Origin of the sequence: Arthrobacter sp. NPDC056886, assembly GCF_042788715.1 — a bacterium.
In the GTDB taxonomy this organism is placed as follows: Bacteria; Actinomycetota; Actinomycetes; order Actinomycetales; family Micrococcaceae; genus Arthrobacter.
Map to the genome: position 1 here is coordinate 177,561 of NZ_JBHUBT010000001.1, position 23,752 is coordinate 201,312.

A 23,752-nucleotide genomic window follows, 5' to 3' on the forward strand; every position below is an offset into this window, starting at 1 on the left:
CCAGCGTAGTGCCGGCGGGGCAGGGCTCCTGCGGAAAACGGCCCGCCGCAGGCGGAATCAACCTTTCGGTTGATCGCGGCGCCGTCCGCGCGGTGCCGGCGGTCCAACCGGCCGGCCGATGCCTCGGAGCCGGGCGGACGGAAGGCTGGAAGCAACGCCGCAAACGTCACGAAAAAGGACAACCATGTATCTCGCCATCCGCGACATCCGCTTTGCCAAGGGCCGATTCGCCCTGATGGGCGCGGTGGTCGCGCTCATCACGCTGCTGCTCGTCATGCTTTCCGGGCTCACGGCCGGACTGGGAAACCAGTCGACGTCGGCCCTCGCCGCCCTGCCGGCCGACCAGCTGGTCTTCGGCCCCCCGGCCGGGAGCCCACCCAAGGCCTCATTCACGGAATCCGAAGTCACCCGCGCCCAACAGGCGGAATGGACAGCGCGCGACGGCGTCGCCCGGGCCGACGCCTTAGGGATCAGCCAGAGCCGCTTCCAGGCCCTCGGCGCCGGAGGCGTGCCGGCACGCACGGCGAGCGTTGCGGTCTTCGGCACCGAGCCAGGCACACCCCTGGCCCCCGTCGCGCTGACCGAGGGGACCGTCGCCGTCGGAGCGGGACTGGCGAAAGACCTGGAGCTCAGCATCGGAAGCCGCGCCTCGGTGGGCGGCACCGACTTCGTAGTGGCGGCCGTCGTTCCGGAGCAGTGGTATTCACACACCGGAGTCGTGTGGACCACGTTGGCCGATTGGCAGAAACTGGCACATATCCAGGCCGCGGGCGCCGCGACGGTGCTGGCCGTGACGTTTGACCCCGACGCCGGACCCGGGGCGGATACGGGCGCCGCCAACGCAGCCGCGGGAACCGTCAGCACCACTGTCGACGGATCCTTCCAGGCCCTCGGCTCCTACAAGAGCGAGAACGGCTCGCTGCTGCTGATGCAGGCGTTCCTGTACGGCATCTCGGCCCTCGTGATTGTCGCCTTCCTGACCGTCTGGACGGTCCAGCGCACCCGGGACATCGCCGTTCTGAAGGCACTTGGCGGTTCCGCCCGCTACATCCTCCGGGACGCCATGGCGCAGGCAGCCCTGGTTCTGCTGGCCGGCGCCGCGGTGGGTGGGCTGGCCGGTGTGGCCGGCGGGGTCCTCGCGTCCCAGGCGGCGCCGTTCCTCCTCACGCCCGGGACAACGCTGCTGCCCATCGCCGGAATCGTGCTCCTGGGCCTGGCCGGGGCGGCCCTCGCGGTCCGCAGCGTCGCCCGCGTCGATCCGCTTATCGCCCTCGGCGGCAATTGACCGGTCCCCAGACCCTCGCCCCGTATATTCCTCGAAAGGCATATTTAGTGAATTCCGCAGTGAACCATACAGTCCTGAGCAAGTCCGCCCTGAAGCAGCCCGCTCTTACCCTGGTCAACGTCACGCTGGAGTACCCGGACGGAGACGGCACCCTCAAGGCCCTTGACCACGTGAGCCTCAAGGTTCACGCAGGGGAGTTTGTGTCCCTGATCGGTCCCTCGGGGTCCGGAAAGTCGTCCCTGCTGGCCGTCGCCGCCACACTCGTCCCGCCCTCCGCCGGCCTGGTGTTGATCGACGGCGAGGACGCCGGCGGACTGCCCGACGCCGGGTGCACCGCACTGCGCCGGGACAAGATCGGCATCATCTTCCAGCAGCCCAACCTCCTGCCCTCCCTCACGGCGGTGGAACAGCTGGTGATCACCCAGCGCTTGCGCGGAGGAGCCGCCCGGGCGGCCGCCGAACGCGCCGCAGGTCTGCTGGATCTGGTGGGCCTCGGGCACGCCCTCGCGAAGCGGCCCCACCAGCTCTCCGGCGGGCAGCGCCAGCGCGTCAACATTGCCCGGGCACTCATGGGAGATCCAGCCGTGCTGCTGGTGGACGAGCCTACGGCGGCCCTTGACCACCACCGCAGCGAGGCGATCGTCCGGTTGCTGCGGCAGGTCACGGACGAGTTCAGCGTGGCAACCGTCATGGTCACCCACGACACCGACTTCGTCCCGCTCACGGACGCCGTGGCGAGCATGCGGGACGGACGGCTGTCCTCCATGGCCGCGACGCCGGCTGCAGCGGGCACGCGGTTGGCGGCCCCGCCGTTGGGTTACCGCCGTTGGCTTAGGGGACCCGGTAGCCGAGGCCAGGAACGCCGAGCCCGAACATGTCCTTAAGGGCATACCTGGCGGCGTGGAAGCCGGGCATCCCGGTGACGCCGGGACCCGGCGGGGTGGACGACGAGCACAAATACACGCCGGCCAGCGGGGTCCGCCATGGAACGGGGCTCAGCACCGGCCGCCGCAGCACCCCCCAAAGGTCCATGCGGCCGGCGCCGAAGTCCCCGCCGACGAAGTTCTCGTCGTACGCCGCCAAGCCTGCCGCCGTCGTCACCTTGAACTCGACCACCAGGTCCCGGAAGCCGGGTGCGAAGCGCTCCATTTGGGCCATGACTGCGTCGCTCATGTCTACCGCGGAGCCGGCCGGAACATGGCAATAGGTCCACAGGATGTGCCGGCCGGCCGGGGCGCGGCCGGAATCGAAGCGCGAGGGCTGGGAGACCAGAACGTAGGGCCGGTCCGGATGGCGTCCCGCCGCAACCAGGCGCTCCCCTTCGGCGGTTTCTGCCCTGGTGCCGCCCACGTGCACAGTCCCGGCATCGGCGAGGCCCTGCGCCGCCCACGGCACCGGCCCGGAGAGGATGAAGTCGACCTTGCAGGCCGCGTTTCCGAAGCGGAAGGACTCCAGGGAGCTCCGGTAGCGTGCCGGGAGCCTGCCCTCAGCCAGGCGCAGCAGCGCGGGGGCCGCCACATCCAGCAGGGTGGCCCGGGCCGGCGGCAGCTCCGCGAGTGAAGTGATCTGCCTCCCGGTCTCGATCACCCCGCCGTGGGCTTCGATGTCCGCGGTCAGGGCCTGGGCAATCGCGGCCGATCCGCCGCGCGGAATGGGCCAGCCGCCGGCATGCCCCAGGGCGGCCAGCATGAGGCCCGCCCCGGCGGCGGCCACCGAGGGCAGCGGCGCCACGGCGTGGGCGGCGACCCCGCTCAGCAGTGCGGGAGCCAAGTCCTGGCTGAACCTCGCGTTCCACAGCGGCGAGCCTTGTTCGAGCGCACGGAGGCCGAATGCGGCGGCTGCCACCGGATCCCTCGGAATCCGCAGCAGCTGGTTCAGGGTCAGGTCTGCCACTCCCTCCACCCGCCGCACGAGAGGCTCCATGAGCCGGCGGTACGCGGAGCCGTCGCGTCCGAGTTCTGTAACAGTACGGTCAAGGGAACGGTAGGCCAGCGCCGCACGGCCGCCGTCGAGCGGGGATCCGTACGAGACTTCCGGCACCTCCAGGGGCACGCGCCGGGACAGCTCGAACCGGCGGAAGAATGGCGAGGCCAGAACCATGGGGTGCACTGCCGAACAGACGTCGTGGAAGTGGCCCGTTTCCATCAGTTCGGCGGTGCGGAGTCCGCCGCCGGGGGAAGCGGCCGCCTCGAAAACGTGGACTTTGAGTCCGGCCCGCGCCATGGTGACCGCCGCGGCCAGCCCGTTGGGGCCGGAACCGACGACGGCGACGTCAGTCATGTGCGGGGGCCTTCCGCCACGGCACCCTTCCGCCACGGCATTACGGACGCCGCAGGCCGGCGGAGATTGATCCGCAGCCAGTCCGGGGCGCCGTCGAAGGGTCCGCCGTGCGGATCATCGATCCGGTGGCGGCGGATCACGTCATAGGACGGATCCCAGATGTCCCAAGCAACGCGGGCCATTAGGTAGGCGGTGGCGAGCATGTGGGCAACCACTGCCAGGACGTAGTAGGGCATGTCGATGTTGTGCTGCGTCGAGCCGCCGCTGGTCGCCTGCCCGAGGTACATCCAGATGGCGCCCCAGTGCAGTGCTTCGATGGTCTGCCAGATGAGGAAGTCGCGCCAGCGGGGCCGGGCGAGGGCGATCAGGGGGATCAGCCAGAGCACGAACTGGGGCGAGTACACCTTGTTGGTCAGGATGAATGCGGCCACGATCAGGAAGGCCAACTGCGCGATCCTCGGCCGCCGGGGTGCTGTCAGGGCGAGGACGCCAATCAGGATGCAGGCCACCAGGAACAGGTCCAGGGCCAGGGAGTTGATGGCTTCGGCCTCAAGCGGGGTCCAGCCCAGCCGGTCGGCCACCAGGTTGTAGGCGAACCAGGGGGAGCTGTAGCCCGCCGGCCGTTCCTGCGTGAACTGGTAGAAGTACTTCCAGCCGTCCGGATTTGCCGCGGCCACCGGGACGTTGACCGCCAGCCAGGCCGCGGTTGCGGCGCCGGCGGTGATTAGGAGCGCCCTGATGCGTCCGCTCCGGAGCGCCAGCAGCAGGACGGCACCGAGGATCAACAGGGGGTAGAGCTTGGTGGCCGTGCCCAGTCCGATGAGGATTCCGGCCAGGACAAGCTTGTTTCGCGAAAAGAAGTACATGCCAAGGGCGAGCATGCACACGGCCCACATGTCCCAGTTAATGACACCGGCCAGGACAATGCCGGGGGCAAGGGCAACCATCGCCGCGTCCCAGGACCGCGGCCGGTTTGTCCGTGCCGTGGCCAGTACGGTGACGATCCAGACCGCGGCGATCAGGGTGGCGTTGACGTCAAAGTAGCCGAGGACGCGGGGGTCCCCGGTGCCGGCGCCGGGCACCAGAAGCGCCGTGGCGCCCGCGATGAACCCCATCAGCACAGGGTACTCAAAGAGGCTTCCCTGGGTGATGAAGGGGAAGGCCCCATCGCCGAGGCCGCGGTTGCGGAACAGTTCCGGAAAGTCCGAGTAGCAGGTGGCGTAGAACTGTCCGGGTGTTTCCCAGCCGTGGGCGCGGCAGAAGTTCTTGAGCAGAATCCCGGCCAGGGCCGCGAGGACTGTGAGGATCACCAGAACACGCTCCACCGTGAAGAATCCTGGCGAAACAATCCCGGGCGCCGAGCGCTGGCCCAATGGACCGCCTACCAGTTCCGTGAAGCTTCGGAGAAAAGGGTCGCTGCGGCTCGGGATGACCAATCGGATCCGTTTGCGCTCCGGCGGCTTTGTCTCCTGCATGTCCTTGAGCTTACCGGGGGCGGTTGCCCCATGCGGCGCTGTGGCGTTTCTGGCACGTCGGATCGCCCCCTTGCGCAACTGGGGGAGATGAGGGGGCTTAAATGGGGGAGCCCGCGCGTCGCCGCACGGGCTCCCTGGGATCGGTTCCGATCTCAGCCATCAGGTTCTCCTTCGCTGCGGACAGTCCTTCCGGTCACGGGTTTCGTCCCTGCACGGGGTTGGTCCGTGCACCAGTGGCGGAAGTGTCCGGTACTCGGCAGATCAGGGGTTCAGCGAATCAGGCCGGCCTGATGCATGGCGAGGAAGGTGTCGTCTCGCTTTTGGTCCAAGAGTTGGCCGTTGAAGCGGGTCGGCTCCCGGTGTGCCAGCTTTCGGAACAGGATCGCATAGAGCTTGTTCATCATGGTTCTTACCTCCCCTCGGGGGCTTGGTCGGTACGACTTGGCGGCGGGCACTGCGGATGGGGCGGTCTGGTGGGTTGAAGCGGTGGTTGGGGTTGGCATAGGGACCTTTCATTGGTGGGGATTGCTGCCTGGCTGACGGGAAACAGCCGACAGACAGGAATGGATCGGCGAATCGGGCGGGGGTATTTTGGGCACGGCAAATAGAGCCATTAGTGCAGTGAATTCGAATAGCCGATTCCGGGCGCGACCAATAGACGCCAAATTCGTAGGCTTTAACTAAGCCGGAATTCCGGATACGGAGAAGTTATTCGATGGAGAATGGCCCCTGGACGCGGTAGCGCCGAGACCCCAACAAGAAGCTGGGTTCCGAACTATGGGGAGGCTGCGCAACCACGTGGTTCCGCCTGTTCAGGCTGCCGTTACCAGGCGTTCCGTTGAGGAAGCCAGCTGCCGCCGGCCCCAGGTTGCATTACCTGGGACGGGAGAGCGGTCAGGAAACAGTCAGTCCGACATTTGGGCGCGGCACAGCGAACGAGGCCGGGGTGGCGGTGGCGGTGTACATCCATCCGCTAGTCAAAGTAATCATCATTTTCCCAACCTCCTTTTCTGTTCTGCCGTGGCTCCGGCTGACTGGCCGGGCGACGGGCGCCGTGACCCCGGCAAGTCGCTCTGGGGTCAGAAATAAAAATACACTACGAATGCGGCAGTTGCCTACCGAATTCATAAACTTTCTTTGACTTTGTTTTAAGAAGCGGTTTTAGAGTCCCCAGCGCACGATTGCCGGGGTCTTCTTATCCCATCCCAGGGTGCAGACTTTGGCAGTTCCCAACACGAAGTGCCGGCCCTCCCGGGGGTCGAGTCCGAGCCACCGCGCCGTCAGGATGCGGGAGAAATGTCCGTGCGCGACGATCAGCACATTGTCGAGGCCGGATTCCAGTACCCGGGCCACGATCTTGTCCGCCCGGGCGGCGACGTCGTCGAGCGCTTCACCGTTGGGCACGCCGTGCGTCCAGATCAGGTATTCGGGGTTGTCCTTGCGGATGAGGTCTGAGCTGATGCCCTCATAGTCGCCGTAGTCCCATTCCACCGCCAGCGGCTCCAGCTGGGCGTCAGGGTAGCCGGCGAGTTCGGCGGTCCGGCGGGCGCGGCGCAGCGGCGAGGTCAGTACGAGGTCGAAGTCGACGGTCTCGAGCACCCGCCGCGCCTCCACGGCCTGCTGCTCGCCTTCCACGGTGAGGGGCATGTCGGTGAGCCCGGTGTACTGCCCGCTCTTGGACCACTCTGTTTCGCCGTGCCGCAGGATCCACAGTTGGGGGCGGGGGCCGTTAGATGGTGCAGACACTTAGGACTCCTCGGTGGTGGAAAGTTCGGGGCCGGCGGGCGCCGCCTCGGGCTGGACCGCCCACCAGTCCCGCAAGCGGGACTCGGCGACGGCTGGATCGAGCGGACCGTGCTCCATGCGTTCTTCGAGCAGGAATTTGTAGGCGCGGCCCACCACGGGGCCGGGCTTGAGGCCCAGCAGGGCCATAATCTGGCCGCCGTCGAGGTCCGGACGGACGGCGTCGAGGGATTCCTGTTCGCGCAGCGCCGCAATCCTGGTCTCCAGGTCGTCATAGGCGAAGGACAGCCGGTCCGCCTTGCGCTGGTTCCGGGTGGTGACGTCGGAGCGGGTGAGCCGGTGCAGACGCTCCAGGAGGGGTCCGGCGTCGGTGATGTAGCGGCGGACCGCGGAATCGCTCCAGCCGGCCTCACCGTAACCGTAGAAGCGCATGTGCAGCTCCACAAGCCTGGCTACGGCCTTGATGGTGTCGTTGTCGAAGCGGAGCGCCTTCATCCGCTTAGCGGTCAGCTTGGCGCCCACCATGTCGTGGTGGCGGAAGCTCACCGCACCGCCCGGTTCAAAGCGGCGCGTGGCCGGCTTGCCGACGTCGTGCATCAGCGCCGCGAACCGCAACACAAAGTCGGGGCCGGGAACCGGGCCGTCCGCCTTCGATTCCAGGGCGGCGGCCTGTTCCAGGACCTGGAGCGAGTGCTGGTAGACGTCCTTGTGGCGGTGGTGTTCATCGGATTCGAGTCGCAGGGCCGAGACTTCAGGCAGCACCAGGTCCGCGAGTCCGGTATCGACCAGCAGGTCCACGCCGGCCCGCGGCTGTGCGGCGCAGATGAGCTTGATCAGTTCATCGCGCACGCGTTCGGCCGAGATGATGCTGATCCGTTCCGCCATCCGCACCATCGCCTCGCGCACTTCGGGGTGCACCGACACCCCGAGTTGGGCCGCGAACCTCGCTGCGCGCATCATTCGCAGGGGGTCGTCGGAGAAGGACGTTTCCGGCGGTCCCGGGGTGTTGAGGACCGAGGCGTGCAGGTCGCGGACACCGCCGAAAGGATCGACGAGCTCCAGCATGGGCAGCCGCAGTGCCATGGCGTTGATGGTGAAGTCCCGCCGCAGCAGGTCATCCGTGAGCGATGTTCCGAAGGCCACCAGCGGCTTGCGGGACTCCGGATCGTAGGCGTCGGCCCGGTACGTGGTGATTTCGATCTGGAAGTCGCCCTTGCGCATTCCGATGGTGCCGAAGGCGCGCCCGATCTCCCAGTAGTTATCCGCCCATTTCTTGATCAGGGCAACGGTCTGGTCCGGGGTGGCGTCGGTGGTGAAATCGAGGTCGGGCGAGACCCGGCCCAGAAACAGGTCACGGACGGGCCCGCCCACGAGGGACAGCTCGTGGCCGGCGTCGACGAACCGCTGCCCGAGCTCCAGAACCACCGGATCCACCTGGAAAGAAACGGTGTGGGAGTCAGTCTTGTGATGTGCGTGCGCCATAGTTACTTAAGCTTGTCAGAAAACCGCGCCAGCACCACACCGGAACCCTCAAGGATCCGGCCGGTTCGTCACGATTGTGGACGAACCGGCGCGGGCCGACTTTCCCGGCCGTCCACTTTCCGGCCATGTTTAGGTCATCAACAGCGGGCAAGAGTCGTTAGAGTGGACCTCATGGCCCATCCCGTACCGAGCGCTCCCGGCAGGAGGACAAACGCACCGTTGCCGTCGGCAATAGGTGCCAACGTCGCGCCTGTCCAGCACACGGGCCACGCTTCCCTGCCCACCGTCGAGGAAATCTCCGCCGGCGGCGTCGTGGTGGACATGTCCGACGCCGACCTCCGGGTAGCGATCATCGCGCGCCTCAACCGCGGCGGCCGTCTTGAGTGGTGCCTGCCGAAAGGGCACCCGGAAGGCAAGGAAAGCAACGAGGAAGCCGCCGTCCGCGAGATCGCCGAGGAAACCGGCATCGAAGGCAGGATCCTGGCACCGCTGGGAAGCATCGACTACTGGTTCACCGTGAGCGGGCACCGCGTCCACAAGACCGTGCACCACTACCTGTTGCGGGCCACGGGCGGGGAACTCACCATTGAAAACGATCCGGACAAGGAAGCAGTCGACGTCGCGTGGGTTCCTATCCAGGAGCTGGCCCGCAAGCTGTCCTTTCCGAATGAGCGCCGCATCGCGGATCTGGCCAAAGAAGTCCTCCCGGAAGACCGCTGACGGCCGCAGAAGCGGATGGTCACGGCCACGGATAGCGACTAATGCCCCGCGCGGGTGAGACGATGAAGACGATGTCATCAGCCAAACCCGCCCCCGTACCCTCCGGCCCCGCCGATTCCAAAGCTGTCCAATCCGGAGAGACCCGTTCCGGTGCCATCATGGCCGCCGGAACCCTCGTTTCGCGTTTCCTGGGCTTCGCAAAGACCTGGATGCTTGCCGCCGCCCTGGGCCTGGGCTCCACGGTCAACGACACTTTCATCAACGCCAACAACCTCCCCAACCTGATCTTCCTGCTGGTCGCGGGCGGGGTGTTCAATGCCGTTCTGGTGCCGCAGATCATCAAGGCCAGCAAGGCGCCGGACAAGGGAGCGGACTACATCAGCCGGCTGCTGACGCTGGCGGTGCTGGTGATGCTGGTGCTCACGCTGCTGGTCACGCTGCTGGCGCCTTCGGTCATTCAACTGACCACCCAGGGCTACTCGCCGCAGCAGAAGGCCCTCGCGGTCTCGTTCGCGTTCTGGTGCCTTCCGCAGATTTTCTTTTACGGCCTGTACGCCCTTCTGACCCAGGTACTCAACGCCCACGGAGCCTTCGGGCCCGCGATGTGGGCACCGATCATCAACAACATCGTTGCGATCGCCGGCCTGGGCATGTTCATCGCCATCATGGGCGCCAATGCCGCCAATCCGCACACGATCGACAACTGGGGGCCGTTCCAGACCATCCTCGTGGCCGGGTTCTCCACGATCGGCGTGGTCGCCCAGACCGCCATCCTGCTCATTCCCGTGTTCAGGCTCCGGCTGGGGCTGCGGCCGCGCTTCGGCTGGCGCGGGGTGGGGCTGGGCCATGCCGCGAAGCTGAGCATCTGGACCCTGGCGACGGCCGCCGTGGGGCAGCTGGCGTTCCTCTACGTCATGCGCATCGCCACGATCCCGGGCGCTGAGCGGCTCCGCCTTCAACAAGCAGGGGACCCCGCAGCGGCCAGCATTCCGGGTAATGCCGTGCTGGAGGTTGCCAGCCAGCTGTATCTACTTCCGCACTCCATCATTGCCCTGTCGCTGGCGACAGTGCTGTTCAACCGGATGACCCGGGCATCGCAGGACGGCGACCGGGTAGCGCTGCGCAACGCCCTCTCCCACGGGCTGAGGACCATGGCCGTGGCAACGGTGTTCGGTGCGCTGGCGCTCTTCGCGCTGGCCGGACCACTGGGCATGTTCTTCTCCGGCGGGCAGCGCCAGGACGGCGTCATGCTGGCCCAAACCCTCACCATCCTGGCCCTTAGCACCCCCTTCATGAGCGCCAACTTCATGATGTCGCGGGTGTTCTACGCCAATGAGGACGCCCGGACGCCGTTCTTTATCCAGCTGGTACTGGCGCTGGTCAATGTGGCGGCCGCATTCGCGATCCAGTTCCTGCCGTTCGGTCAGATCATCTTCGCCATCGCCATCCTCTATACCGGTGGCAATATCCTCTCCGTGATCGTCAGTGCGACCTTCCTGCGCCGGTTCCTGGGCCACCTGGACGGACCCCGGATCGCCAGCTCCTACATCCGCATGGGCTACGCGGCCCTGGGTTCCGCCTTGGCCGGAGCCGTGGCCCTGTGGATGCTGGGCAGCTACAACCCGGACGGCTACGCCTGGAGCGACCGGCTCGCCGCCCTGGTGACGATCGTCGTCGTCGGTCCCGTCATGATGGCCGCCTATTTCCTGTTGCTCAAGCTCTTCCGGGTAACCGAGCTGCAGGACCTCCTCCAGCCGCTGCTGGGGCGGCTCCGGCGCCGCGCCGCCGGGCCGGCCCCCGAGGCGGGCACGGAGCCGCAGGCAGCCGGCGTACCGGAGGTGCGAAGGGCGCCGGAGCGGGCCACCGTCTCGGTGGACACAGGCCTGATTCCGCGAATCTCCGGCGGGTTCGACGCCGAGTCGTTCCGCGTCGGCCCCGACATCCGGGAAGAGGACTCGTTTCCTTACGGGCGTCGATCCGGTCCGGAGGGCGGATATCTGCCGGCCGAGGACCTCCCCAGCACCGCTCAGGGCGGTTTGGGCCGGGGCGATGCTCCCTTGCCGGGCCGCCGGACCTACCAGGGCCCGGCCGGTCACAACCCCTATTTCCCGTTTAGCCGGAAAAAGAAAAAATGAGCCCGGCTCCGTTTCAAACCGCCGTGCTCACGCGGCCTGGACAGAGCATCGGCTAGGATCGAAGACTAACAAGGGAAGTTGCGGACCAGCGGTCAACCGGCTTACCGGAGGGCACTCGGTCGCTCTCAGAGTGACCACGTCGGCAGGTCCCGGACAGTCTAGGAGGAGCCCGTGTCCCACCCGATCGATGTCGGATCAGTACTCGGTGGCCGCTACAAGGTCACTGCCACCGTACTGACCTCACATGACCAGGATCTGGTGCTGGACGGTGTGGACCAGGTGCTGAACCGTCCCGTGAGCATCCTCGTCGCCGGCCCGGGCAACGCCGATCAGGTGGCCCAGAGTGCCCGTGAAGTGGCAACGGGCGAACGTCCCGGCAGCGTGCAGATCCTTGACCTTGGCGTCAGCGATGCCACCACGTACCTGATCACCAACCACACCTCCGCGGCGGACCTCCTGGATCTTGTGGTGTCGTCCAGCCCGCCGTACGTTGAACCCTTCTTCACGGACACCTTGGGCAGCGAAATTTTTGGGCAGGCCCGCTCCCACGAACCCGAAACCTACGACGGACTCTACGACGACGAGGAAGTCGACGCTGGGTACATCGACTACGGGCAGACCCAGCCCGCAGCCGGACAGGCGCCGGTTTCTCCCGCGGGGCCCCCTGCCGGAGTACCGTCCCGCCCCTCGTCGGCTCCCGCCGCCGCGGCGGGCATGGCGGCCGGAGCGGCAGCAGCGTCCGCCAGGGCCCCCAAGGCCCCCACTACCGCGCCGCAAGAGACCGCGGCACATACGACGGCGCCGCAGCCCGTCCAGGGTGGCCAGACGTCCCGCCAGGCCGAGCCGGCAGCGCAGCAGCCCGCAACCGCCGCGGCACCTAAAGTTTCCCTGTGGTCCGACGGCGACTACACCGGCGACAACCAGCGTGGTGCCGAGCACCACGGCGGCGCAGCAGCGGCCGCCGGAGTGGCCGGGCCGGGCTTTGGCACCGCGGATCGGGCTCCGGGCAACTTCCCCGCGTCCGCGCGTGCCGCCGTCGACGAGGATGTGGACGAGTACGAATACGAAGACGAAGACGAGCCCAACCGGGAGCCGCGCTCCATGCGCTGGCTGGTGGGCGGCCTCCTGGCTGCCGTGCTGGTAGTGGGCCTCATCTTCGCGGTCACCAACCTCGGCAGCCTCTTCAAGAGCAGCCCGCAGACCAACGCCGCCTCCTCCGCTCAGTCCAGCGCGCCGGAACAGTCCAGCGCGCAACCGACGTCGACCGCCAGCGAGGCACCGGCCGCCGGGCCGCCCGTCATCGAGGGCGTGACGCGACTCGGCAACTTCGATTTCGCCGGAAATTACGATTCCGACCTCGTCAAGACCTTTGACGGGAACGGCGCGAGCTTCTGGTCTGACATGGAATTCGCCACGGAAGACTGGGGCGGACTGGCCTCCGAGGTCCCGCTCGTCGTCAAGCTGAAGGACCCCTCCAAGGTTTCCTCCGTCACCCTGAGCCAACTCGGCGCCTCCGGCGGCAGCATCAGCGTCTTCACCAATGACAGCCCGTCCCTGGACGGCGCGAAGCAGGTTGGCAGCAACAGCTTCACCTCTCCGGACCTGACGATGCCGCTGGCTGAACCGGTGACGGCGCAATACGTGATCGTGTCCATCAAGACACTTCCCAAGCTCGCAGCTCCCAAGACCCGCTACGGCTACGGCCTGCGCCTGGCCGAGATCAAGGTTCAGTAGCGGCCCTCGTACGGTCGCGGGCTGTACGGTCGCGGCCCTGAATTCCGGAGCAGTCTGGCGCGGTCGCGCCCTGTACTCCGGGGCCGTCTCCGGCCCCAGCCGCGGCAAACCGGTACCCTGAGTAGTGGTGTTGCTCCGTGACGCCCATTTCGGCCGGAATATTCAATGCCCGGCAATAGTTGTGCCATGTGGCCGGCCATAGAGGCGGCGCATCGACAAAGGAAGAGGTTCACCGTTCAGTGAGCAACGCAGAAAACACTGCCTCCGAAGTACGTGATGTCATCATCGTCGGCTCCGGCCCGGCGGGCTACACCGCAGCGGTGTACACGGCGCGCGCGAACCTGAAGCCGCTGCTCCTGGCAGGCTCGGTAACGGCCGGCGGCGAACTGATGAACACCACGGACGTGGAGAACTACCCGGGGTTCCCGGACGGCATCATGGGCCCGGACCTCATGGAGAACTTCGAGAAGCAGGCCGCGCGCTTCGGCACGGAGATCCAGTTCGAGGACGTCACCGAGCTTGACCTCGACGGCGACGTCAAGACTGTCACCATCGGGACGGGGGAGACCTTCAAGGCCCGCTCCATCATTCTCTCCACCGGCTCGGCCTACCGTGAGCTGGGACTGCCGAACGAGAAGCGGCTTTCAGGCCACGGTGTCAGCTGGTGTGCAACCTGCGACGGTTTCTTCTTCAAGGATCAGGACATCGCGGTGATCGGTGGCGGCGACTCTGCCATGGAAGAGGCGCTGTTCCTCACTAAGTTCGCCAAAACCGTGACCGTTGTGCACCGTCGCGACACCCTCCGTGCTTCAAAGATCATGGCTGACCGCGCCCTGGCCCACGAGAAGATCAGCTTCGTGTGGAATACCGGCGTGGAGGACGTTCTGGGTCAGGACAAAGTCACCGGATTGCGGTTGAAGAATCTGCTGGATGGCACGGAAACCGAACTGGCTGTAACTGGAGTGTTCGTTGCAATCGGCAATGATCCCCGTACCGATCTGGTCAAGGGCAAGCTCGAACTGACAGTAGAGGGAACCATCGCGGTCGACGGCCGCACGTCCAAGACCAGCATCCAAGGTGTTTTCGCCGCCGGTGACGTGATCGATCCGACGTACCGTCAGGCGATCACCGCGTCCGGATCCGGTTGCGTGGCGGCCCTCGACGTCGAGCACTACCTCGCAGATTTCCACGCCTAAGCGGCGTGCAGCAGCAACCAACGGAAGAGAGACAAAGGTTATGAGCAACGCAAAAGATGTAAGTGACGCCAGCTTCAGCACTGATGTGCTGGCCTCCGAGAAGCCGGTCATCGTCGATTTCTGGGCCGAATGGTGCGGGCCCTGCCGCAAGCTGGGGCCGATCCTCGACGAGATTTCGGTCGAGTACAGCGAGAAGGTTGATGTGGTCAAGGTGAACGTTGACGACAACCCTGCCATCGCAGCCGAGTACGGCATCACCTCCATCCCGGCTGTTTACCTGTTCCAGGGCGGCGAGGTCAAGAGCACCGTCATCGGTGCCCGCCCCAAGCAGTTCTTTGAGAAGGAATTTGCGGACGTTCTGTCCTAGGCTGACTGACTAGGCTGACGGAAAATGGCCCCCGCCTCTGGCGGGGGCTATTTTTTGTTGTGTTTCTCGCTCACCGAGGGGGACAGGCCTGCCGGATCGCGAGAGTTTCCGTCCCAAAGCGGGGGTACAAGTTTCAGGGGTTTCCTATCGATGCAATTTTCTGCCCGCTCCACATTCACGCAGGGATTTGGGAGGCCGGCCGCCGATGGAATGCTGACGGGCGTCGGCGGATGCGGTTCGGCTCGAATCGTGCTGTTCGGCCCGACGGTCAATTGCCGGTTGCCCAGTTTCACGTGAATCTCTTGTTTCACGTGAAACATGGGATGGAGGACTCGCGCGCGCTTCTACAGTCGATGGCATTCTCACGGATCCGCGAGCCGCGGCAAGACGGGGTGCACGGTGCTAGTCGTGGTATGGGCTGGCCACAGCCGCAGCCAATGCCAATGCCAATGCCAATGCCAATGCCAATGCCACGAGTGTACGGCCACGATTCTACGTCCGCCCGATGGTGGAGTGCGTACAACGCCTAGCCAGTTTCACGTGAAACATCGAACCAAGGTGCAAGGTCATAACGAGCGGCAAGCGGCGGAGATGGCCGCGCGAGAAGAGGCTGTCGAGATCGCGGCGGGCTGATGGTGCCATCATCAACGGTTTACGACTGTATGCCACTCGCTGGTGGGTGATCGAACATTCCGCGACAACAAGACGACCGTTGGCGGTGGCACTGCAATGCAACGCCGCCGGAATGCAGGGTCCAGCGGCGATCGATCCTCAGAAGCGGGGCCAGACCAGAAATGGACGCGAATTTCTGCGACGATCACCAGCCAATCTCGAACACCAGACTCGCCGATCCGCCCTTCGCTTCATCCCTGCCTACCGTCGGTCTTGGTCGCTGCCGCCCGCCACTGGCCACTCGCTCGGTCGGTGACTACTTGTTCCGATGTTTCACGTGAAACATCCGCTTCGTGCCAAGTTCGGGGTTCGATCGAGCCAGGAGCCAGCATCCTGTTTCACGTGAAACATGTATTGCTCCTGAGGGAGATAGAGAGCCAACGGAACCAACGCAAGGTTTCACGTGAAACCAAGCCTGAGTCGTGAATCGTTTCCGACAAGCAGCATTGCCGAAGTGACAGTGGACTCTTAGATCTGCATTCAGTCACACCCCTGTCCCTTTATCTCGTTCACTAGGCAGATGAGAATGGGGGCCCATCTCGCACCGACTGCAGTCTGGGGCGTCTTCTGTTCCGACTCAGAGCGACTTCCTCGGCAGCGTTGCTTGCCGTCCTCAGAACTCCTCATAGTTGGAGTCGCAACCGCGCCGGGCCTGGCATTTCATGTCCAGCGGGACCCCTCGACTATTTGCGGCCCAATTGCTTCCATGTCCAGTCTCGATCCTCGCGTACGGCTACCGTTCGATGTAAGCCAACGGCAGCACCTTCTGGTTTCACGTGAAACATGCCCATGTCAGTGCGGCAATCTAAGGAGGCGTAGTCAGCAGAGGCAACAGCTCACACGGCTAGTGGCGGGGGATGGACGCCACATTTCCAGGGTCTGTCAGCCGCCCGATAACCAGGCAGATGGGAATATCCGATGGGGGACATGAACGCAGAGATTGAGGAGGAAGAAACCCGTTTTCGAACGACTTATCCTCTTCGCCCTGGGGCAGTTCAGCGGCAAGCGTCCGAGCGTCTACCACCGTTGTTGCCATGGAAACGCAGCCAGCCAGCGCCAGCACGCACGATCAGTCACCGCTCGGCTGAAAGCGGTTCGGCGGACCCACGTGGACCCCCGGGACGCACTGATATCTCGGCGGCTAATGATGTCTGATTTAAGGAACAATGCAGCGCCGGCAGTCGAATCCTGGATTAGGTCAGCAGTAGGCACCGGCAGGAAGCCTCCCTATTCAGTCCACGTCCATTCAGTCACCGGCGCACAGCTGGCACTGCACGGCAGATCGGATGGCGGGAACGGAGCTCTTTCCCACCGAGCGTTCGCCCGCTACACCGAGTCCGGCAACGACAGGTCTCGCCCCGCTAGGTCCGCAACCGACGCCAACGGGGCCGAACCGGGAGCCTGCCGGACGAACCCGTCAGTACTTTCGGTCCCATCCTGCCCCCAGTCAATGACCTATTCGTCCCGGCTTGTTCTGCATCGGTTAGGTTCAGAGTCCAGCCCGTAAGTGTCCGGCCCCTCGACTCTCGCGGCGCTTCAGGTGCGGGCCCCGCCGTCGCCAGCCCGTAAATCCCCGTAGCGGTTCAGAGTCGGGCCCGTCCGTCGCACCTCGTCTATCGGCTCTGCTCAGACCTGCTGAACGGACTGTCAACTTCCGGATGAGTTCAGTCTCGAGCACCTCAATTTCTATGACACCACTAACTATCGTGCCCTGGACAGCCTCTCCAACCTGGCGGTCATACGGGTTTGATCCCCTCGAGAGACCGCGGTTCTTCGTTCCTTGGAGGGTGGCGTGCGCCTTCTCCTTCCGGGCTCGTGTTAGAGCGCTAGTAGTCGAACTGCAGTGAGGGGGCTGCAGCACCGGCGGACTTCCTCATCCGTGCCGGTCCCCGTGAAGCCATGACTGTAGGTCTCTGCCGGTTTCCACCGGAAGGGGATCCCTGGTCGTGCCCTGAGCAAATCGACACTGCATTGAGGACATTGCCTTGAGGACCAGAACGTCAAAGTTTGGGCCATGACTGCAGCACCTCGGTTAGCCGAATTGAGGTCGACAACGGACACCATATCCCCACGTCCAGCAAGTCCAAGAGCCCGCCGGAGCCTTCGCGTCAAAGATATCCACCACGTTCTCCACAGAAGTTATTCACATGGTTATCCACAGGGCGTGAGAGATTATTCACACCCCCGTGCTGGTGACCCAATACGCATCGACAGTCCTAAGGCGATGACCGATTGGCCGGCCGGACGCGATGCCTCAGCTCTGCGGGGTGGAACGAATCAGTGCACCGGGGACCAGTACGCGAAAACATGCCTACTAGCTCGAATAATTAACCCCAGAGCGGCGATTTAGTACATCTTCACCAATGCTTTAGACCTCGTCCCTGCAACGGACGATCATGATTCACGTGAAACGGAACACGAGTATTTATTGGAACATCGAGGTGGGTCTCACGGCCATGGTCGGTGTCCCTTTCAATCCGATCCACAGAGCTTGCCTTCGAAAATAATCCACAAAGTTATCCACAGTGATATCCACCGCACTATCCACTGCTCTATCCACCGACAGTTGGAATGAGCGGGAGCGGTGGGCGGCTCCGGGAGCGTCCTCGTAACATCGTTCGGTGGCCGCATCTCAGCCCCTTTGAGCGCGGCCCCGACTTAGCTTTCAAGTGCCCGACCCTTTGGCCCAGACCACTTCACCTCGGACAACGAGACGCAAAGCTCGTCGGGCGGCTCTGCGTAGACGCGGGATCGTCAGCCATCCGGCTGCCGACCGGCCCGCCGCCCGCAACGCCGAAGTGGCGCGCGTGTCCGGCAGACCGGATGACGGTGGTTGAGACGCTTCCGGCCCGAGGGAACGACCAACTCTCCGGACTGCCCGAGCCGGCGCAGACCAACACTCAACAGCCCGAATGCCAAACGTGAGCAGGCCGGCGGTCCAGGACGCCCGCGGCTACTTCGTCCGGGACACCTCGGGTTACCGCCATCACCGCCTTCCGCCCCTGACAGTGAGCAGACACCGGGTCCCGCCGCACGCGTGTGGTCGTCTGACTGGATTTACGTTCAGTGCCCGCCCGGAGCACGGCTACCAGTACGAGGGCGCACGGCCAGGCGATCTCGTCGATATGGACCTGTGAAGACGTCGGGGTGCTTCCCCATCCGTGGCGCCCGCGGCTAACCCCAGCTCATCAGACGATTCCGGCCGGGCTGATTCTGCTGCAGGGGCAACCGACCAACAATTCGAATCTATTCAGAGCACGGCGCTGCTTTCCGCACACAATTCGCGGGCCACCGAGCTGTGAACTCCACGCGCTGTCGCTGCTGAGGGAAGTGACTGAGATTTCCCTGAGTGGGAGTAGCTGGCATTTAGTGATGGATCAACGTCGCTGCACTCTCGCTGGGTCAGGAAGCTGGCGAGTAGGGCGCAGTCGGTGGACTCGGTGGGGGACTAGGTGCCAGCGTGACGCTGTGCCGCGTGCTTACATGCCGGATGCTGGCAAGCCGGGGATCCGAGGTGATGGAGTGCCGCGTGCTGACATGCCGGGGATCCGCGATGCCGAGGTACTGAGATGCTGCAGTGCCGCGAGCAGCTGTGTTGAGGTGCCGGGGATCCGCCGTGCCAAGATGCTGCAATGCCCCGTGCTGCGCGTACAGCGGTGCCCGGGTGCCGGGGAACAGACGAGCAAGCGTGCTGCTACGCCGCATATTGCCGTACTGGGATGCCAGGGCGGTGCGGCAATCTGGCGCAAACAGTCTGACAAACAGACCCCACCGCAACATGGGGCCGAGACGAGATAGCCGGTGACACTCTGGAGAATTCGGTACGCCAGCGAGCCGCCGGGGGAGTTGGGGTGGTTGAACTGCGATGCCAGGCGGACCTGTACGACTTCCCACGGGGAAACTCCGCCGCAACACTACGAGGGTTGGGTAGTCGTGCAGTGTCGGTGCCACATCAATCCATATCGACTCACATTGCAGCCCACAGTCCGACAACGGCGCCTACGGCCACCGGCAACTCGCCGGCCCGCCCCATTGACGCGGCGCTTCTCAGTCCTCGACTCGTGGGACCGCTGACGGAAAACCGAATGCGTCGAGGACATGCACCACGTCACCTCACCAGGACGCCCACGTCCAGAGACTTTGTGGCAACATCATCGCCTGGTCAGAATCATGGCACTCGATTCTCCGGGGTTGCCTTCCAGAGTTCTCCTCACCGAGTTCCCACTGGATGCACAGGATGTCAACACTCTGGCAAACTCCGCGAAGGATGGAAGCATTCGGCACGGCACATGCCGCCGCACCAGTTCTCTGCGGCTCGGCCTACTTCGCGTTGATTGGATCAATGGGTAGCCCGTGCAGCGCATTTCGGCCATCGGATGGGTCTCTAATGGAACCCAGGAGGCCGCGACTGCCCACGGACCTTAGTCTTGCGGGAGGCTCCAGCCATCGTCGACGGTTCCCATCTTCAACAGCGATCTCAAGAACGAGCCATGTAGTCGGGCCATTTATGCTCCCTTCTGGTTGTGGGAATGGTGCTATCTGATCGAATGGGGCACCAGTCTACGGACCGGACGTGGTGCAGGTGGCACTAGATCGGGCCGGACAGCTCCCCAGGGAGGCCGAACCCTCTTCTGACAAAGCCCGTGATGATCTGATCGATCATCAGCAATCGGTCGAACTTCAACCCAGATTCCCCCTGTTCAAAGCAGCATTGTTATGTAGGAGCATCATGGCTACTGCCAGTAGGAGTGCCAAGTCCCGGCGGACGCCCACGGCTGGGGCGTCGGTTGAGGAAACGCCCCCAGCCGTCGAGGGGATACCTCCGCCCTCATTGCAACTTGTCCGTCGACCGCCCTGGTCTCCGCGTATGTTAGCGCCCGCGTGCAGACCGGCTCGGTTCGGTTTCACGTGAAACAGCAGGTGGGCACGTCCTGTTTCACGTGAAACATGGATCGGTGACACCGCTGCTGACGTCGGACGAGCCCTGGAATGGGACGATGATGGCCGCTTGGCTGAGAAACGATCATGGTGGCGCGGACTCTGCAGCGTGCCCCACGTCCACACGTGCTCCGTTCAGCGTCTCCAAAAGCCAGAGTGTCCAGAACCCGGAGGGTCCACGCGGATAGCGCAGACTGCAGAAAGCAGAACCGGGGCCGTCTAAGTGTTCGGGTAAACGAGCCGGGGCAGCCCAGAGCCCAGCTTGTCCATCTCTTCCGCTGGCATCTGCAACAAAGGCAGGCCGTAGACAGGGCACTCCACAAACACCTGCGCTGAGCAACACCAGTTCACTGGGCAGGAGGGAAAACCCTCCGGGCTCCCTGCGCTGAACACCCCAAAAGCTGGGCCACGTAAACTGCGAAGTGTCCGCCCACGAACTGACGCCGCAATATGCGGGCCGGCTCCGGCCGGACGAACGAGAGTGGGAGCGGTCCCAGAGAACTTGCTGGCCTCCGCTGTAGCGGAATTAACAAGAAAGGAGGGTCCGTTTCACGTGAAACAGACCCTCCTTGAAATACTCAGCGCTTCCCGGCCTAGCTGGGTGCCCCGGGTGTCAGCACGTCCATGATGCGGTTCAGGTCCTCGACGCTCGCGAACTCAATGCTGACACGACCCTTACGGGCGCCGAGCGAGATCTTGACGTTGGTGTCGAGGCGGTCAGACAGCGACGACGCCAGGTAGTCCAGCCGTTCGTGGCGGGCACCCGGGCGGGGGATGTTGTTCTTGGCAGGCGAGGCGGGGCTCTGGTACAGGGTGACAGCTTCTTCGGTCGCCCGGACCGACATGCCCTCCGCCACAATCTTCTGCGCCAGCCTTTCCATGGCTGCGGCGTCCGGAAGTGCCAGCAAAGCACGGGCGTGACCCGCCGAGATGACGCTTGCGGCGACACGCCGCTGGACCAGCGGGGGGAGCTTCAGCAGCCGCAGGGTGTTGGACACCTGGGGCCTCGAACGGCCAATCCGGTCCGCCAGCTGCTCGTGCGTAGTTCCGAAGTCCTCGAGGAGCTGCTGGTAGGCCGCGGCCTCCTCGAGCGGATTGAGCTGGCTGCGGTGCAGGTTCTCGAGCAGCGCATCGCGAAGAAGGTCGTCATCGGTGGTGTCACGGACAATTGCGGGGATCGTTTCCAGGCCCGCGGCCTGTACTGCACGCCACCGCCGCTCGCCCATGACGAGCTCGTAGGGTTCGCCACCCTCTTCGGTTGAAGTACGGACCACAATTGGCTGGAGGACGCCGATTTCCCGCACGGAGTGCACCAGCTCCGCCATGTCGTCTTCATCGAAGACCGAGCGGGGCTGTTTGCGGTTGGGATGGATATCCGTGACGGGAATTTCGGCGAACCTGACTCCGGGCACTTCTACGAGTTCAACGGATCGCCCGTCGCCTGGCTCCGAAGTGGACTCGAACTCCAACTGTTCGCCGGCGTCGGCCGCGGACTGCTTGACAGCAGCAGGCGACGACTTCGGGGCAGCCGTCTTCCGGGCAGGAGTCTTCTTGGACCCCGCCCCGGCAGCGTCTGCGGCAACCTCGGTTTCGGCAGCAGAACCGCCGGCTTCAACGGCGTCAATAGCGACATCAGAAGGCTCGGCCTCGACGGGGGCGGACTCCGGCGCCTTGGACTGCGCGGCGGTGACGTCCGGGGCCGTCTCGGCGTCGGAGGTCTTTTTTCGAGCTTCGGGAAAGAAGAGGTCCACGGGCCGGGATGGGGCAGCACCGTTTCCGGAGGAAGCCGCGGCGGAACTTGGAATGAGTGCGCCAAGTCCACGGCCGAGGCCGCGTCGCTTATCGCTCATGGATAAATCCCTCCAGTGGAAGAGCCGGGATTCACCTGGCTCTGGTTAGTGCAATTCTTGAAAAGATTCTAACGTTCCGCGATTTCCGCTGCGGCTTCCAGATAAGACAGGGCGCCGCTTGAAGAAGGATCATACGTCATGACGGTTTGCTGGTAGCTCGGTGCTTCGGAAATACGCACCGACCTCGGCACCACCGCACCGAGCACCTGCTTCGGGAAGTGCTCCCGGACCTCGGCTGCCACCTGGGCGGCGAGGTTGGTGCGGCCGTCATACATGGTCAGCAGAATCGTGGAAACAACCAGATCGGCGTTCAGGTGCTTCTGGATCATCTCGATGTTCTTCAGGAGCTGGCTGAGGCCTTCAAGGGCGTAGTACTCGCACTGGATCGGGATGAGGACTTCGCCAGCTGCGCAGAAAGCATTGACCGTCAGCAGCCCGAGGCTGGGCGGGCAGTCAATGAAGATGTAGTCCAGCCGCTCCTCGCCATTCTTGGCGCGCTCCTTGGAATACACATCGATTGCGCGGCGGAGCCGCTGCTCGCGGGCTACCAGGCTGACGAGTTCGATTTCGGCGCCGGCAAGGTGGATGGTGGCGGGCGCACAAATCAGGTTGTCGATGTCGGGGCACGGGGCCACAACATCCTTCAGCGGGACATCGTTGATCAGGACATCGTAGATGCTGTCGACGTCGGCGTGGTGCTCGATTCCCAGGGCAGTGGAGGCGTTGCCCTGCGGATCGATGTCGATGACGAGCACGTTCAGGCCAGCGGCCGCCAGTGCGGCGGCGATGTTGACGGTTGTCGTCGTCTTGCCGACGCCGCCCTTCTGGTTGGAAACGGTGAAGACCCGGGTTTTTTCCGGTTTGGGCAGTTGCCGGCCGAACAACCGCTCGCGGCGCTTGTTTTCATGCGCGAGCTCCCGGGCGATGGGGCTGGAATCGTCGATCGAGTCGAGCACGTTCCCGGAATGCGAAAGAGAGGTTTCACGTGAAACACCGGCCATCCCGGTCGCCTTTGCAACCGAAGCCGTGTGATTTCCGGAGAAGTCAAAAGCTACTGCAGGAGCCGTAAACGCCCGTGCGGACCCCAGGGACACAAACGGCGGGATCCGTTGTGTGGAGGCTTCGCTACTGCTCACTATGACACGCTCACTCTCATTCGGCTTTTACTGCCGGTTACTAGCCTAACCTCTTCCCCTCGGACTCCCCGGGCACCGGGGCCGGTGCTAGGTAATCTTTTGAGGCTTGTTCACTACGATTCGCACAACGGTGGTGGGTTCCTCGAGCATGTCCTCACCCACCACTACCACGGACGTCTTAGTGCCGCCCAGTTTGCGAATAATCTTGGCGGCCTTTTCGATTTCCTCGCCGGCGCTCCGTCCCTTGATGGCAACGACTTCACCCTTGCCGGCCAGGAGCGGAATGGTCAGTCCGGCGAGATTGGCCATCGCGGATACTGCGCGTGCCGTAACGACGTCGGCGTTCACGAGTCCCACCGCGAGTTCCGCGCGGGTGCGCATGATGGTGACGTTCTCGAGGCCAAGATCATCCACCACCTCCTGGAGCCAGATGACACGGCGCTCCAGCGGTTCGATCAGGGTCAGTTCCAGGTCCGGCCGGGCGATGGCCAGGCACAGTCCGGGCAGGCCGGCACCGCTGCCGACGTCGGCAACATGGCTTCCGTGGGCAATCTGGCTCTCGATGACGGCACAGTTAAGCACGTGCCGGCTCCACAGCCGGGGTACTTCGCGGGGGCCGATCAAGCCCCGTTCTGTCCCGGACGTCGCCAGGTGCTCAACATAGCGGGTTGCCAGTTCCAGGCGGTCACCAAAGATGGACTCTGCTGCCTTGAGTTCGGCGGGGGTAATTTCAACCATC

Annotated in this window: 16 protein-coding genes; 8 read left to right on the forward strand and 8 right to left on the reverse strand. The window is 64.4% G+C overall.

What is annotated here, in order from left to right; genetic code table 11:
* Window positions 1–184 precede the first annotated feature (184 nt).
* On the forward strand, window positions 185–1,285 hold the full coding sequence (locus tag ACFRJ8_RS00885; RefSeq protein ID WP_377984274.1) for an ABC transporter permease: 1,101 nt from the start codon (window positions 185–187) through the stop codon (window positions 1,283–1,285).
* A gap of 59 nt (window positions 1,286–1,344) precedes the next feature.
* Window positions 1,345–2,169, forward strand: a complete 825-nt coding sequence (locus tag ACFRJ8_RS00890; RefSeq protein ID WP_377984275.1) for an ABC transporter ATP-binding protein — start codon at window positions 1,345–1,347, stop codon at window positions 2,167–2,169.
* Here ACFRJ8_RS00890 and ACFRJ8_RS00895 read toward each other — a convergent pair.
* The 5 genes from ACFRJ8_RS00895 to ACFRJ8_RS00915 all read right to left on the reverse strand — a co-directional run bounded on the left by ACFRJ8_RS00895 (window position 2,117) and on the right by ACFRJ8_RS00915 (window position 8,265).
* On the reverse strand, window positions 2,117–3,565 hold the full coding sequence (locus tag ACFRJ8_RS00895) for a phytoene desaturase family protein (RefSeq protein WP_377984276.1): 1,449 nt from the start codon (window positions 3,563–3,565) through the stop codon (window positions 2,117–2,119). The two genes, ACFRJ8_RS00890 and ACFRJ8_RS00895, sit on opposite strands and share 53 nt — an antisense overlap.
* Window positions 3,562–5,040: a glycosyltransferase family 87 protein gene (locus tag ACFRJ8_RS00900; protein WP_377984277.1), complete on the reverse strand. Its 1,479-nt coding sequence runs from the start codon at window positions 5,038–5,040 to the stop codon at window positions 3,562–3,564. The genes ACFRJ8_RS00895 and ACFRJ8_RS00900 overlap by 4 nt, the downstream gene beginning before the upstream one ends.
* A gap of 269 nt (window positions 5,041–5,309) precedes the next feature.
* Complete coding sequence (locus tag ACFRJ8_RS00905) at window positions 5,310–5,444, reverse strand: hypothetical protein (protein ID WP_377984278.1); 135 nt, start codon at window positions 5,442–5,444, stop codon at window positions 5,310–5,312.
* Between the two features lie 757 nt (window positions 5,445–6,201).
* Window positions 6,202–6,786, reverse strand: coding sequence for a histidine phosphatase family protein (locus ACFRJ8_RS00910; protein WP_377984279.1), 585 nt, complete (start codon window positions 6,784–6,786; stop codon window positions 6,202–6,204).
* On the reverse strand, window positions 6,787–8,265 hold the full coding sequence (locus tag ACFRJ8_RS00915) for a CCA tRNA nucleotidyltransferase (protein WP_377984280.1): 1,479 nt from the start codon (window positions 8,263–8,265) through the stop codon (window positions 6,787–6,789).
* Between the two features lie 171 nt (window positions 8,266–8,436).
* On the opposite strand from ACFRJ8_RS00915, the gene ACFRJ8_RS00920 reads away from it, so the two are divergent.
* The 6 genes from ACFRJ8_RS00920 to ACFRJ8_RS00945 all read left to right on the forward strand — a co-directional run bounded on the left by ACFRJ8_RS00920 (window position 8,437) and on the right by ACFRJ8_RS00945 (window position 18,226).
* Window positions 8,437–8,985: an NUDIX hydrolase gene (locus ACFRJ8_RS00920; RefSeq protein ID WP_377984281.1), complete on the forward strand. Its 549-nt coding sequence runs from the start codon at window positions 8,437–8,439 to the stop codon at window positions 8,983–8,985.
* A gap of 62 nt (window positions 8,986–9,047) precedes the next feature.
* The gene (gene murJ, locus ACFRJ8_RS00925; protein ID WP_377984282.1) at window positions 9,048–11,120 is read left to right on the forward strand and encodes a murein biosynthesis integral membrane protein MurJ; all 2,073 of its coding nucleotides are present in this window, start codon (window positions 9,048–9,050) and stop codon (window positions 11,118–11,120) included.
* A gap of 171 nt (window positions 11,121–11,291) precedes the next feature.
* On the forward strand, window positions 11,292–12,854 hold the full coding sequence (locus ACFRJ8_RS00930) for an ABC transporter substrate-binding protein (RefSeq protein ID WP_377984283.1): 1,563 nt from the start codon (window positions 11,292–11,294) through the stop codon (window positions 12,852–12,854).
* A gap of 239 nt (window positions 12,855–13,093) precedes the next feature.
* Entirely contained in the window at window positions 13,094–14,050 is a 957-nt protein-coding gene (gene trxB, locus ACFRJ8_RS00935) for a thioredoxin-disulfide reductase (RefSeq protein WP_377984284.1), read from the forward strand.
* 40 nt (window positions 14,051–14,090) lie between these two features.
* Entirely contained in the window at window positions 14,091–14,417 is a 327-nt protein-coding gene (gene trxA, locus ACFRJ8_RS00940) for a thioredoxin (RefSeq protein ID WP_377984285.1), read from the forward strand.
* 3,593 nt (window positions 14,418–18,010) lie between these two features.
* Window positions 18,011–18,226, forward strand: coding sequence for a hypothetical protein (locus ACFRJ8_RS00945; RefSeq protein ID WP_377984286.1), 216 nt, complete (start codon window positions 18,011–18,013; stop codon window positions 18,224–18,226).
* A 2,394-nt stretch (window positions 18,227–20,620) separates the two neighbouring features.
* Here the strand turns inward: ACFRJ8_RS00945 and ACFRJ8_RS00950 are convergent.
* From ACFRJ8_RS00950 to rsmG, 3 genes are all read right to left on the reverse strand, one after another.
* Window positions 20,621–21,877 carry a ParB/RepB/Spo0J family partition protein gene (locus ACFRJ8_RS00950; protein WP_377984287.1) on the reverse strand — a complete coding sequence of 419 codons (1,257 nt, stop codon included), beginning with the start codon at window positions 21,875–21,877 and terminating at the stop codon, window positions 20,621–20,623.
* Window positions 21,878–21,945: 68 nt separating this feature from the next.
* Complete coding sequence (locus ACFRJ8_RS00955) at window positions 21,946–23,013, reverse strand: ParA family protein (protein ID WP_377984288.1); 1,068 nt, start codon at window positions 23,011–23,013, stop codon at window positions 21,946–21,948.
* A gap of 87 nt (window positions 23,014–23,100) precedes the next feature.
* Window positions 23,101–23,751, reverse strand: coding sequence for a 16S rRNA (guanine(527)-N(7))-methyltransferase RsmG (gene rsmG / locus ACFRJ8_RS00960; RefSeq protein WP_377984289.1), 651 nt, complete (start codon window positions 23,749–23,751; stop codon window positions 23,101–23,103).
* Between the last annotated feature and the right edge of the window lies 1 nt (window position 23,752).